Origin of the sequence: Kribbella deserti (assembly GCF_042434725.1) — a bacterium.
Classification (GTDB): Bacteria; Actinomycetota; Actinomycetes; order Propionibacteriales; family Kribbellaceae; genus Kribbella; species Kribbella deserti.
In genome coordinates this window covers 132,518-146,191 of record NZ_JBHLTC010000032.1, presented here as the reverse complement: position 1 = coordinate 146,191, position 13,674 = coordinate 132,518, and the positions used below count along the sequence as shown (strand labels likewise).

The following is a 13,674-nucleotide window of genomic DNA, read 5'->3' as shown; positions in this document are numbered from 1 at the left end:
CGGGCCTGCCGCCCGCTGGCCCGCCGAAGGCGCGGAACCGCCCGAGCCGCAGGGAGAACGAGGATGCGTTTCACCCGCCGTACCGCCGTTTGGCTGAGCGCCGCCGTTCTGGCCGCCACTACGCTGCCCGCCGCCCACGCGAGCACCTCCGCTTCGGCCGCGACCACGCAGGTGTTGTTCGTCGGCAACAACTGGGAGGGCACCGCCGACGTGGTCGCGTCGACGCCGGACCTGACCAAGATCGGCCGGATCAACCTGATCCCGGACAAGGACGCGCGGCTGCGCGAGATCCATCTCGACCCGATCAAGCTGGCCTACTTCCTCGGCATCCGGAACAGCGTCGGCGAAGGTCACGATCAGTTCGTCGACGACATGTACACCACTCCGGACGGCGCCTCGGTGGTCGTCTCCCGGCCGAGTTTCGCCGACGTGGTGTCGGTCAGCCTGACGACCGGCCAGGTGAACTGGCGATTCCCGGTGTCCGGCTATCGCGCGGACCACATGGCGGTCTCCCCCGACGGCCGCCGGGTCGCGGTCTCCGCCTCCACCTCGAATACCGTGCACGTACTCGACATCAACACCGGCAAGCAGCTCGGCTCGTACGGCACCGGCGACAAACCGCACGAGAACACCTTCACCAACGGCGGCCGCTACCTGTGGACCAGCTCGATCGGCGAGGTCAACACCGCGCTGGACGAGCCGTGGCTGGACTGGACCAAAGGTGATCGCAAGATCACCATCGTGGACACCACCACGTTCGCCAAGGTGCGGGAGATCGACATGCGCGCGCGGCTGGACGCCTTCGGCCGCTCGGACCTGTCGGACTCGGTGCGCCCGGTCGCCTTCAGCCCGGACGAGACGAAGCTCTACTTCCAGGTGTCGTTCTTCAACGGCGTGATCGAGTACGACGTGGCGACCGACAAGATCACCCGGATCAAAACCCTGCCGAAGAACCCGAACACCACCGAGGATCGCACCAAGTGGGTGAACGACTCCCGCCATCACGGGCTGTCGATGAACCCGGGCGGCAGCAAGCTCTGCGTCGCCGGCACGATGGACGACTACGCCACGATCGTGGACCGCGCGTCCCTGCAGCATGGCCCGCTCGTCACCGTCTCCAAACCGTACTGGGCGACGGTGAGCGGCGACGGTTCGGCCTGCGTGGTGTCGGAAAGCGGCGCCGACCGGGTGACCTCGATCAGCTTCGCGACCGGGCAGAAGATCGCCTCGGTCCCGGTGGGCGACCACCCGCAACGCGTCAGAGTCGGCAAGATCCCGGCCGGCTGGACCGGGCCCACCGGCGGCTGACGCCCCTTGACGCGGTCAGGAACGCCGGGGCAGGGCCGACGTTCCTGACCGTTTTCCTTTATTTCAGAGGTTTTCGATTCAGACGGTGATGGTCCAGCCGGTGAGAGTGCCAGTGTCGCCTGGACCGTTGTCGCCGATGCGCAGCGTCCACGTTCCACTCGCGGCCTCACCCGCGACCGGGGTCACCGAGTACGTCTTGCTGGCGGGCAACGGGTGGCAGGTGAACCCGCCATAGCGCTGCAGGTAGTACCAGCGGCCCGAGGGTGAGACCAGGCTGATGTTGAGGTCCTCCAGACACGTGTGGTTGCCCTCGACAACCACTTTCAGCGGTACGGCGGCCGCACCCGTAGCCGTCGAGCGGATCGCGCTCACCGCAGTCTGGTAGTCCCGGATCGGATAGTCCGTACCGTTGCTGAACGTCCGTCCACCGCTGCTACCCGGTTGCGTCCTGGCGGTCACGACCGCGGAAGACCCGGACTTGTTGCCCGCCGCATCCTTCGCCCGAACGGTGAAGGAGTACGCCATGTCCGAGGTAAGACCCGAAATCGTGGCCGTCGTACCGGTTACCGAGGCTGCGAGGGTCGAGCCGTTGTAGACGTCGTACCCGGTCACGCCCACGTTGTCGGTTGAGGCGTCCCAGGCGAGGGAAACGCTGGCGGCCGTCGTACCGGTTGACCGCAGGTTGGCCGGTACGGTCGGAGCTTGGGTATCACCGCCGGGATCCGGCGTACCCGTGAACAAGGTCAGGCCCCACTTCGTCAGGGCTTCGTTGACCGGCTGGAAGATCGAGTTGTCCTGGTTGGCCTGGCAGGTGCTCTCACCACCGGAGTGCAGGCCGACGGCCTTGTCGCCGCGCAACCACGCGCCGCCAGAGTCACCACCTTGGGAACACGCGCTCGTCGTGGTCAGCCCGTCGATCACGACGTTGCCGTAGTCGATGGACTGGTTGACCGCGTTGACCTTGCCACATTCGAAATTCGGCGCGGTGTTTCCCGAGTGGCAGACGGTATCGCCCACGATCGCCTCGGCCGAACCAGTCACGGTGACGGCCGGTTGGCCCCAGGTGTTGACGCTCGCGCTGAGGTTCCAGCCGGTCTCGGTCACCGCGACCACGCCCATGTCGCCTTCGCGGGCGTTGACGCTACGGCTGCCGCCTACGTTGGAGGTGCCGATCCGGTTGCGCTGGCTGCTCTCGCCGTACGCCGCCTGGTTCGTATCGTTGGTGCAGTGCCCAGCGGTCAGGAAGTGCTTGTTGCCCTGGGCATCGGTAGCACCGAAGCCGACCGAGCAGTAGGTCTCGCTGCCCGGCCACCACGGATCACCCGGGTTCACGTCACCAGCCTGCTGGCGGAACGTCGTACTGACCTGGACGATCCGTACGCCCCGGGCCTTGAGGCGGAAGGCCTTCGGGTTACGGGTCTTGACCACCACGCTGTTGGTGACGGGGTCGATGCCCCAGCTCTGCAGGTGGTTGCCGGTATCGGCGCGGGCTACGCGGTCGACCTGGGCACGGAGACGTTCGAGGTCCGCTTGGGAACGGGTCACCTGCTGCGGTACGGCGCCGGCGGCGCGGACCCGGGCGGCGGCCTGTTCGTTGGTGACGGCAACCATCAGACGGCCGTCGGGGGCGATCCACCGGCCGGCCAGATCCGGCGCGGGCGGAATCGCGGCACTCACCGCCCGGACGCCCTGGGCTGGATCGGCCTGTCTGGCTTGTCCGGCGCCGGCTTGCCTTGCTTGCGCAGCCCGTTCGGTTTGGGCGGACCTTTCGGTTTGGGCGGACCGTTCGGCTTGGGCGGACCGTTCGGCTTGGGCGGACCTTTCGGCTTGGGGCGCCTGGGCTTGATAGGCGCCAGTCGGGGCTTGGTAGGCGCCGGCGTGGGCGGGGGTGCTGGTGAGCAGGCACAGGGCCGCTGTCAGTAACAGCGAACCACCGGCGACTTTCCTGCTGGGGGCCACGGGAATCTCCTCACTGTCCGGGGAATGCCCTGACAGTAGGCCCGAAATTCTCGTGCAATAAGGCGCTACGGCTTTTAACAATTAAGCACTGAACGACCAGCGGAAACCGTACCGCCCAGGTCCGAAATTCAGCGCCACGCCATGCACGGAGAAGGCGTCGACCGTTACCTGCTGGACGATCTCGGCCTCGCCGTCGAGACGGGAGAACCGTTCGCAACGCACCGGAACGGCGGCCGGATCGAAATGCACCTCGAGCGCGTATTCCCGCACCGGCAGCCGGAACTTCCGCTCGTAATTGCTCGCCGACGGATACGGCGCGACATTGACCAGTTCGTGTTCGGTGATGATCGTTTCACCACGTAGCAACGGCCGGTCGAAGAGCAACTCCGCGACCAGCAGACCGGTCTCGGGACGGCACACCGTGCGCCCCAACCGGCAATGCCGCAACGGGCGGATCGACGGCAGCTCGCGATCATGCTCGTCCACATGCATGATCACCACCCAGCGGTCCGGCCCGTCCGCCTCGGCGCGCAGGACCTGCCGCGACAGGTACGACCGCTCCCCGCCATCCGCGCTGATGAAGACCTGGTCATGCTGACTGATCCGGGTCAACCGCTCGTCCCACCGGGTGTCGACCGCCCGTACGGCGTCATCGACGGCCTCGGGCTGCGGCCAGAAGGCGGCGATCTCCGGCGCATTCGGCACCCGGCTCAGCCAACGCCCGCGACGGCGGGGCGGCCCGAGCAGGCCCGACAACGAACCGACCGGGACCTCCAGCACCAACTCCAGCTGGTCGAGCGCGACCAAGGACTCGCGCCGTTCGGGACGGCTCCGGCCCGACTGCCAGTAGCTCAGCGTGGCGAGGCTGACCGAGACCCCGCGAGCGCGGAGGTGGTCCCGAATCCGCTCGAGGCCGAGACCACGCGCCCGGATCGCCGCTCGCAGCGCGGCGGCGAACTCCGGTCCGGACCCGCCGTCGACCGGCGGCTGCCGCGGTTGTTCGGTCATCGACTCTCCCGGCTCGTCTCCGCCGACGGTAACCCCGCGTGCCGCCCGGCGAGAACCCTTAACCGTTAACACCTGCATCTCGACCCGGATCCCGGTCGACGGCGGACAGGCCGGGATTGGGCCGAAATCGCGCGGAAAATCCCGCCTTTGCAAAGACTGGACTAGTGAAAACGATTTTCATATAATGCGGAGATGGCCGCCCACCAGAAGACTCCGCTCACCTTGCTCGTCGGACTCTCGACGACCCTGCGCGAGCCTGTACTGACCGCGATGCTCACCCCCGGCACCGCCGCGATCGTGGTGGAGCAGGACGAGCTGGCCACCCGCGAGGTGCTCACCTGGCGACTGGTCTCGGCCGCCGGCAAGGTGGTCCAGCAGTCACCGAGCGTGGATCCGCTGAGCGCCGGCTGGGCCGATTCGGGTTGGCAGACGCTGGACTCCGGGGAGTTCGCCGTGGGTGACGATTGCGGCGCCTGCCAGCTGATCGAATGCCTGCTGCCGCTTCTCGAGACTCTGGTTGATCGCGGTCACTGGCAGCACCTGGTGCTCGCCGCGCCGCCTGCGATGGAGGCCCGCCCGCTGGCCGCCACGCTGGTCGCGGCGATGCCCGACGCCATCTCGGTCGACACCGTCACCTGCGTGGTGGACGCCGTACTGCTGGTCGAACAGCTTTCCGGCGACGAACTGCTAGCCGAGCGCGGGCTGAACCTCGGCGCGCCGGACCGCCGTAACGTGGCCGAGCTGACCGCGCGCCAAGTGGAATACGCCGACGTCTGTGTACTGGCGAACGCCCACCGCGCCGCCGCGCCGCAACGCCTGCACAACCTGCTCCGCCACCTGAACCCGCGGACCACCGTCGTCGAAACGGACCCCAGCGGCGTACCGGCCGGACAGGTCTCCCAGACCGGCGCCTTCGACTTCGCCGCAGCCGAGGCCTGGGCGGGCGTCCTGGCCGAAGCGGCCGGGCTGCAACCGAACGAGGCCGGCGTCACCACCGTGCTCTGGCGATCCACCCGGCCGCTGCACCCGGCCCGGCTGAACGACGCCCTCGAGTCCATCGTCGAAGGCGTGGTCCGCAGCCGGGGCGTCGTCTGGCTCGCCAACCGCCCGACCCAACGCGTGCGCTGGGAATCCGCCGGTTTCAGCGCCTCCCTCGGCGCCCTCGGCGAATGGTCCGACACCGAGCACCTAGCCGAATGCACCCTGGTGGCAACCGGCGTAGGCCTCGACCCCGCCCGCCTCCAGGCCATCCTCGACGCCTGCCTCCTCACCGAGGCCGAACTGACCACCCTCGACTGGCACTCCCTAGACGACCCCTTCGCCGGCGTCCTCTAACAGCACCACCACGCCCGGCCGACCGCTGCATACCATTCATCGGACCCTTGTAACCCGGCGTGTCGCCCATCATCGGACCCTTGTGCCCAGACCCCGGCGTGTCATCGGACGCGAGTGACAGGGCGTGTCGACGTTCATCGGACCCTTGTGACCACGTGCGGGCCGACGCCCCAGGCGGCAACCGCCAGGCACCTCCACCTTGCCTTCATTCGTCGGAATCTGCCCCCAGGCGCCGCGTGCCGGTGCAGGTTTCGCAGGGCAGATTCCGACGAATGCATGCAAGGCCCGCCATCCCTTTCGTCACAAGGGTCCGATGAACGCCGACACGCCGTGTCACAAGAGTCCGATGAACGGGATACAACGGGCTGGCTGGGCGTGGCGGGGTGGGCGGGTGGGGGTGGGGGTGGGGGGGTTAGACCGGGGGGACGCCGTGGCGGCGGGTGGAGAAGTGGCGGGACTTGGTTTGGGCGGCGGCCAGGCGGGCGATCAGGTCTTCGCGGAGGTGTTCCGGCTCGACGATGGCGTCGATGACAAGGTCGGCGGCGAGGCGGAGGATGTCGATATCGGTTTCGTACTCCTCGCGCAGTTTCGAGACGTACTCCACCCGCTCGGTCTCGTCCGCGATCTCCTGGATCTTGTTGTAGTACACGGCGTTGATCGCCGCCTCCGGACCCATCACCGCGATCTTTGCCGTCGGCAACGCGATACAGGCGTCCGGCGAAAAGCCCGGCCCGCACATCGCGTACAACCCGGCGCCATAGGCCTTGCGCACGATCACCGAAACCGTCGGCACGGTCGCTTCGGATACCGCGGTGATCATTTTCGCGCCGTGCCGGATGATGCCCGCGCGTTCCACCTCGGAGCCGATCATGAAGCCCGGCACATCGCACAGATACACCAGCGGAATGTTGAACGCGTCGCACAGCCAGATGAACCGGGCCGCCTTGTCCGCCGAGTCGACGAACAACACGCCACCCTTGACCGCCGGCTGGTTCGCGACGAACCCGACCACCTGACCGGCGAGCAGGCCGAAGCCGGTGACGAGCTCCGGCGCGTACGACGGCTTGAGCTCGAAGAACGAGTCGGCGTCCGCGATGGCGTCGATCACGTCGTGGATGTCGAACCCGACGCTCTCCTCGGCCGGAACCAGGTCGCGCGTGAACGCACGGCCCGCCTCCCCCGCGTCGTACGACGGTGGGTTGGATTGCCACGAACCCGGCACGTACGAGAAGTACTGCTTGGCGAGGTCGATCGCCTCGGCGTCGTCGCTCGCGAGCAGATCGCCACAGCCCGACACACTCGTGTGCATCCGGGCGCCGCCCATCTCCTCCAGCGTCACCTTCTCCCCGACGACCATCTCGGCCATCCGGGGTGAACCCAGGTACATCGAGGCGTTGCCGTCGACCATGATCACCAGGTCGCAGAACGCCGGGATGTACGCGCCACCCGCCGCGGACGGGCCGAACAGGCAGCAGATCTGCGGGACCTTGCCCGAGAGCGCGACCTGGTTGTGGAAGATCCGCCCGGCGCCACGCCGCCCGGGGAACAGCTGGACCTGGTCGGTGATGCGCGCGCCCGCGGAGTCGATGAGCCAGAAGATCGGCAGCTCGTCGCGCAGGGCCACCTCGGTGATCCGGACGATCTTCTCGACCGTACGAGCACCCCACGAACCGGCCTTCACGGTCGGGTCGTTCGCGACGACCAACGCCGGCCGGCCGTCGACGAGCCCACGGCCGGTGACCACGCCATCCGCCGGGAGACCCGGGTTCAGGGCGTTGGCCAACTGCGCGTCTTCGACGAACGAGCCCTCGTCGAGCAACAGCCCGATCCGGTCGCGTACGTACAACTTGTTCTGCGAAGCGAGCTTGGCCGCGGCCTTCTCGGGCGGTGCGACCGTCGCCTCGCGCGCGACCTTGAACTCTGTCCAGTGATCCCGGCTCATGCCTGCATCCTCACACGCTCACTCAACGGACCTCGACTCATTCGACGGGGAGGCCCAGTCCACGCGCGATCAGCATGCGCTGAACCTCGGAGGTACCTTCGCCGATCTCCAGGATCTTGGCGTCGCGGTAGAACCTGGTGACCGGGTACTCCTCCATGAAGCCGTAGCCGCCGAAGACCTGGGTCGCGATCCGGGTGGCGGTGACGGCGGCCTCGGTGCTGTAGAGCTTCGCGACGGCCGCGGCCTGCTTGAACTCCTTGATCGGCGCGCCCTTGTCCTTCAGCGCGGCGGCCTTGTACGTCAGCATCTCCGCCGCGTCGGCCATCACCTGCAGGTCGGCGATCTGGAAGGCCACGCCCTGCTTGGCGCCGATCGGCACTCCGAAGGTCTTGCGCTCACCTGCGTACTGCACGGACATCTCGAGGCAGGCCTTGATACAACCGAGGGCCACCGCAGAGATCGCCACCCGGCCGTCGTCCAGCGTCGCGAGGAACTGGCCGAAGCCCTTGCCGCGCTGGCCGAGCAGGTTCGCCGCGGGCACCCGGCAGTCGGTGAAGCTCAGCGGGTGCGTGTCGGAGGCGTGCCAGCCGAGCTTGTCGTACGGTGCCTCGGCCACGAAGCCCGGCGTACCGCTCGGAATGATGATCGTGGAGATCTCGGGCTTTCCGTCGGCGCGCTCACCCGTGCGGGCGGTGACGGTGACCACCGAGGTGATCGACGAGCCCGAGTTGGTGATGAACTGCTTCGAGCCGTTGACGACCCACTCGTCACCCTCGAGTACGGCGCGGGTCTTCGTCGCGCCGGCGTCGGATCCGGACTCCGGCTCGGTCAGACCGAATCCCGCGAGGCGCTTGCCCGCGACGAGGTCGGGCAGCCATTCCGCCTTCTGCTCGTCGGTGCCGTACGTCAGGATCGGGTTGATGCCGAGCCCGACGGCGGCCTCCAGCGTGATGCCCATCGACTGGTCGACCCGGCTGATCTCCTCGATCGCCACGCACAGGCTGGTGAAGTCCCCGTCGGCGCCGCCGTACTGCTCGGGAGCGGTCAGACCGAACAGACCCAGCTCACCCATCTTGTGCACCACGTCGACCGGGAAGTGGTGCTTGCGGTCCCACTCGGCGGCGTACGGCGCGATCTCGGCCTGGGCGAAGTCGCGCACGCTGGCGCGGAACTCGTTGTGCTCAGGGGACAGCTCGAAGGACATTCCGACTCCAGGGGTCCAGGTGATTCTGACGCGGGTCCGGTGATTGACGCTTACGTAAACGTAAAGCATGCTGGCGACGTGCACAATATCCAGGTGAGTGCCGACAGCCGGACCTGGTCGATCGCCGAACTGGCGGCCGAGTACGACGTCACGCTGCGCACGATCCGGTTCTACGAGGACCGGGGCCTGCTGACGCCCGAACGCCGCGGCACCGTGCGCGTCTATCACCCGCGCGACCGGGTCCGCCTCGGGCTGATCCTGCGCGGCAAGCGGCTCGGTTTCAGCCTGGACGAGATCGCCACCATCGTCGACATGTACGACGCGGAGCCGGGCGAGAAGGGCCAGCTGACCTACCTGCTCGAGCAGATCACCTCTAGGCGGCTCGAACTCGAACAGCGCCGCCGCGACATCGACGAAACCCTGGCCGAACTGGCCGAGGTAGAACGCCGCTGCCAGGCCGACCTCAAGGCCCTGGCCGACTGACCCCGCCGTCCACGGCGTTGAGTTCATTCCTTGATCGAGCAAGCTTTTCGAGCGGACTGGAAAAGGTCTTTCGCGTTTTCTCCTCGTGGGGTCGGATTGCCTTGACAGTGGGTGGCATACCCGACTTGAGGGGCAGATGTGCGGAAGATATTCGCCGCGTTGCTGGTGACGACGCTCGCCATCACCGGCACCACCACGGCAGCACCAGCAGCAGCTGAGGCCGACCAGCGGACTGGCTCGCAGATTGGCCGGCAGGTGGTCGGCGATGGGCCGGAGGTGTGGACCGAGCCGTCGTCGGCCAGTGTCTTCCGGGATTCTCGACCGAGTGCTCAGGCGGGCCGGACGGTCACGCTCGACACCGGGCGGAACGAGTACGAGGGCGGCCAGATCGTCCTTCGTTCCGACCGGCAGTTCAGCATCGAGACCGTTCAGTTCACCGCGCTCAGTGGCCCAGGCGGAGCGCAGATCGGCGCCGGAAATCTCGCCTACCACTTCGTTGACTACCAGGACCTCGAGCGCAACTCGCTGTTGCCCTGGTGGGACAACAAGACCATCTACCCGGTCATCCGCAACGGGCCCGCCGCGTTCCCCGACGGCCTTTCCAACCGCCCGAGCACCACGGTCGCGGCTCGTACTACGCAGCCGATCTGGATCAACGCCTACGTTCCCAAGACCACGCCGCCCGGTCTCTACGAGGGCACGGCCTCGGTGGTCACCAACGCCGGCCACCGCGTCGTACCGATCAAGATCGATGTGCGCGCGGTGGATATCCCGGACGCGATCGACAGCGGGTTCAGCCAGTCGATGTGGACGCTGCTGTTCGGTGACATCTCCTGGTCGGAGTATCCCGAGGAGACGATCAAGAAGTACTACGGCGTCGAGCGGTACAGCCCTGGCTGGTGGGAGCTCGCGGGCAACGTCGCCAAGTCGATGAAGCAGCACCGGACCAACAACCTGGCGATCCCGATGGTCACGATGTTGCTCGACGGCGGCACGCGGCCGGATGCGCAGGGGCGCTACACGTTCAACTGGGCCAGGTTCGACCAGGTGGTCCAGTTCTTCATCGACGCCGGTATGGCCAAGCGGCTGGAAGGTTTCTGGCTCGCCGGTGGCCCGAACAACCGGACCAAGTGGGACCTGGAGATCATCGGTTCCGACGGCAGACGCCAGTGGGTGCCGTACGACTCACCCGCCGCGAACAACTGGATCGACCAGTACGTGCCCGCTCTCCGCGATCACCTCGCCGCCAAGAGCTGGACGAACAAGTGGTGGATGCACGTCGGCGACGAGCCGGCCGCCGCGCATGCGCAGGAGGCGTACAACGCGATCGCGAACCGGATCAAGCAGCACTGGCCGCAGGTCAAACTCGGTGACGCGTCGTTCCACGACTTCCTTCGTCCCCGGACCGACATACTGATCCCGAACATGCTGGCCTACGGCGAGCACACGGCCGACTGGGACGCCGGTCGCGCGGAGGGCAAGGAGCTCTGGCTCTATAACTGCAATCTGCCGGTCGGGAACTATCTCAACCGGGCGATCGACCAGCCGCAGTGGAACCAGCGCCTGACCATGTGGTTCGCCTACTCCCGCCAGGTCACGGGTTATCTGCACTGGGCCTTCAACAACTGGCAGTACAACATCAAGGACCAGGACGTGAAGGGCGATGCCTGGATCGTCCTGCCCGACAAGGACCGGATGACCATCGAGTCGACCGTCCGCTACGAGTCGTTGCGCGACGGCCTGGAGGACTGGGAGGTCCTCACGCTGATCGGCAAGACCAACGCCCCACTCGCCCGCCAACTCGGCGCAGCCCTCGCCAGCCGGGGCGACCTCTACACGCCCGACACGCAGTACATGACGCGGGTACGGCGATTGGCCCTCGACATCGCGAGCGGGCGTTCAGTACCGGACCCGGCCCGTACGGCGACTGCCACAGCCACCGTCGGCAGCCCCGCCAACGCCATCGACGACGACCCGGCGACTACGTGGCACGCGGGCCAGAACGGCCAGCTCAAGCTCGACCTGGGCCGCCAGACCCAGGTCGACACGGTCCGCCTGACCGGTACGAACCTCGCGAACACCAAGATCGCCATCTCGTACGACGGCAGCCGGTGGACCGAGGTCCCGAATGTCACCACGGGTCTGACTGGCCTCAACGCGAAGACCCGGCACGTCCGGATCGAAACCGCGGGCGAGGTCGCTTCGGCCGAGATCAGCGGCACGCCTCTCACCGCGGCCAACCTTGCGGGCGGCCGGTCGTACACCTTGTCACCGCAGCCTGACGCGGAGTACCCCGACGCAGGTCTCGAGGCAACGGACGGTATACCGGCCGACGCCTGGGACGACGGCCGGACGTACGGCTACAAGGTCGTGAACGGTCAAACCCGGACCGCGTCCCTGACCGTCGATCTCGGCTCGACCCGCACGATCGACAACGTCCGCGCGCACGCCTACGAGGAGTACCCGGCGTACCGGCCGAGCCAGGTTCGCGTCCTCACCAGCGTGGACGGCATCCGGTACACCCAACGCGGTACGCAGAAGAGCGCGAACGGCAACTCCGGTGTCTGGTACGACGTCGACTTCAATGCCGTCCCGGCGAGGTACGTCCGCGTCGAGTTCACCAAGGCCGGTGGTGACGTGATGTTCCTCGACGAGGTGGAGGTCTACGAGGCCGCGACCGCGCCGAAGCACGATCTGGCCTGGGGACGCACGTACACCAAGTCCGCGCCACCCGACCCGGCCTATCCCGACGCGGGTAACGAGTCGACCGACGGACAAGGCGCCGGCGGCTACGACGACGGCCTCGGGTACGGCTACCAGTTGGCCGCGGGCGAGACGAAAACCGTCGACCTCAACGTCGATCTTGGATCCACGCGAGCGGTCGAACGTCTGCGGCTGGCCAAGTTCGACGACGGCGACCACGACTACACGCCGGACCGCGTCGAGGTGATCGTCAACGGGAGCGCTGTCGCATCGACCGGCCTACCCACCGGCCGCTGGTACGACCTCGCCTTCGACCGGGTCACCGCCAGATACGTCACCGTCCGCCTGACCAAGACGCACGGCCATTACGCGGACTACCTGTTCGTCGACGAGATCAACGTGTACGGCGACCTGGGGCCGAACCTGGTTCGGGGCGTCACCCACGAGCCCACCGATCCGCCGTACCCGGACACTGCGAACGCCGAATCGGTGGATGCACGTCTCGCGGGTCACTACACCGACGGGCTGTCCTACGGATTCCACCTGAACGCTGGTCAGACTCGAACGGTCGAGCTCGCAGCGGATCTCGGCCAGACCAAGCCGGTTCGGGCGGTTTCCCTGCGCGAGTACGCCGACGGCGAGCACAACTACCGGCCGGACCAGGTCGTCGTGCTGACCAGTACCGACGGTGTCACCTACACCGAGCGGGCGACAACGTCCGCGCCGGGCAGTAGATGGTTCGATCTGGCCTTCGCGTCGGTCGACGCGCGGCACGTGAAGGTCCGGCTCACGAAGGCACACGCGAACTTCGCGGACTACATCTTCGCGGACGAGCTGACCGTGCACTGACACTCTTACTGGCCTGGGCACTCCGCATCGAAGGGCTGGCACCCACCGGCGGGCGCGAGCGCAGTGGGCGAGGTGAAGGCCAGTCCGTGGGGTTAGTCCGGGAGGGGGCGATGCCAGGTTAGGGGGCCTACGGAGATTCGTTCGGTGGCGGAGCCGGTCCAGGTGTGGGGTAGGCCGGCTTGGGTCAGGGCGACGGTGATCTGGCGGCCGATGGCCTCGTCTTTGGCGACGTAGTTCTCGCGGGTGGTGTCGAAGGCGCCGTACGCGAGGAAGAGGTGCGGATCTGGATCGGCGAGGCGTTCGGCGTCTTGCTGGTGGAAGAAGACGTAGCCGGCGTAACTCGGGTCCGGTCGCTCGTCACCGATTTCGGCGACTCCGCAGGTCTGGCAGCAGGTGAAGTTCATTCGGGCCACGACGCCCGAGTTCTCCAAGTGCTCGAACGCCGCCTCCAACCGCTCCGCGTCACTCTCGCCGGTCCACATCCGTTGCTCGGCCAGACGGGCAGCCCAGGCCTCGTCCACCAGTACAGTGATCCGCTCGTCAGGGATGGACTCGTCCTCGCCCTCGAAGTAGTCCCGCGCCCGATCCAGCACCTCGTCCCGATCCAGGAACCCAGGCCGGATCCAGTCGACCAGCTGCTCGCGCAACGCGTCCTCCACCTCAGCCGACGCGCCAGCAGAGGCCACCGCGCCTGCAGAGACCGAAGCTGGCGGCGGCCCAGAGGCAGCGGCATCCGACGAAGCAGCGGAACGGCGGAAGCGGTCGAGAAATCCCATGTCCCGAAGGCTAAACCGTGCCACCGACAGTTTCGCCACCAGGTCAAAACTGGCTGGCCGGCGCCCAGGGTGGCGACGAGTGGACGCGTTTTGCCGCTCGTCCGTGA

The 13,674-nt window shown here is 67.3% G+C and carries 9 protein-coding genes; 4 read left to right on the top strand and 5 right to left on the bottom strand.

The window, feature by feature from the left end; translation table 11 throughout:
• The first annotated feature begins 63 nt into the window (after positions 1–63).
• On the top strand, positions 64–1,308 hold the full coding sequence (locus ACFFGN_RS25200) for a YncE family protein (RefSeq protein WP_380052061.1): 1,245 nt from the start codon (positions 64–66) through the stop codon (positions 1,306–1,308).
• A gap of 78 nt (positions 1,309–1,386) precedes the next feature.
• Here ACFFGN_RS25200 and ACFFGN_RS25195 read toward each other — a convergent pair whose 3' ends face one another.
• Together ACFFGN_RS25195 and ACFFGN_RS25190 are read right to left on the bottom strand one after the other, a co-directional pair.
• Complete coding sequence (locus tag ACFFGN_RS25195) at positions 1,387–3,267, bottom strand: proprotein convertase P-domain-containing protein (RefSeq protein ID WP_380052058.1); 1,881 nt, start codon at positions 3,265–3,267, stop codon at positions 1,387–1,389.
• Between the two features lie 81 nt (positions 3,268–3,348).
• Positions 3,349–4,275, bottom strand: coding sequence for an XRE family transcriptional regulator (locus ACFFGN_RS25190; RefSeq protein WP_380052055.1), 927 nt, complete (start codon positions 4,273–4,275; stop codon positions 3,349–3,351).
• Positions 4,276–4,467: 192 nt separating this feature from the next.
• On the opposite strand from ACFFGN_RS25190, the gene ACFFGN_RS25185 reads away from it, so the two are divergent.
• A complete protein-coding gene (locus ACFFGN_RS25185) occupies positions 4,468–5,610 on the top strand; it encodes a CobW family GTP-binding protein (RefSeq protein ID WP_380052052.1) in 1,143 nt (380 codons plus the stop codon).
• 412 nt (positions 5,611–6,022) lie between these two features.
• On the opposite strand, the gene ACFFGN_RS25180 is transcribed toward ACFFGN_RS25185, so the two are convergent.
• Entirely contained in the window at positions 6,023–7,552 is a 1,530-nt protein-coding gene (locus tag ACFFGN_RS25180) for an acyl-CoA carboxylase subunit beta (protein ID WP_380052049.1), read from the bottom strand.
• 37 nt (positions 7,553–7,589) lie between these two features.
• The gene (locus ACFFGN_RS25175) at positions 7,590–8,756 is read right to left on the bottom strand and encodes an acyl-CoA dehydrogenase family protein (RefSeq protein ID WP_380052046.1); all 1,167 of its coding nucleotides are present in this window, start codon (positions 8,754–8,756) and stop codon (positions 7,590–7,592) included.
• Positions 8,757–8,849: 93 nt separating this feature from the next.
• Here ACFFGN_RS25175 and ACFFGN_RS25170 point away from each other — a divergent pair, with 93 nt between their 5' ends.
• Together ACFFGN_RS25170 and ACFFGN_RS25165 are read left to right on the top strand one after the other, a co-directional pair.
• Entirely contained in the window at positions 8,850–9,239 is a 390-nt protein-coding gene (locus ACFFGN_RS25170) for a MerR family transcriptional regulator (protein WP_380052043.1), read from the top strand.
• 138 nt (positions 9,240–9,377) lie between these two features.
• Positions 9,378–12,791: a glycoside hydrolase domain-containing protein gene (locus tag ACFFGN_RS25165; protein ID WP_380052040.1), complete on the top strand. Its 3,414-nt coding sequence runs from the start codon at positions 9,378–9,380 to the stop codon at positions 12,789–12,791.
• A gap of 92 nt (positions 12,792–12,883) precedes the next feature.
• On the opposite strand, the gene ACFFGN_RS25160 is transcribed toward ACFFGN_RS25165, so the two are convergent.
• On the bottom strand, positions 12,884–13,567 hold the full coding sequence (locus ACFFGN_RS25160) for a DUF6891 domain-containing protein (protein WP_380052037.1): 684 nt from the start codon (positions 13,565–13,567) through the stop codon (positions 12,884–12,886).
• Between the last annotated feature and the right edge of the window lie 107 nt (positions 13,568–13,674).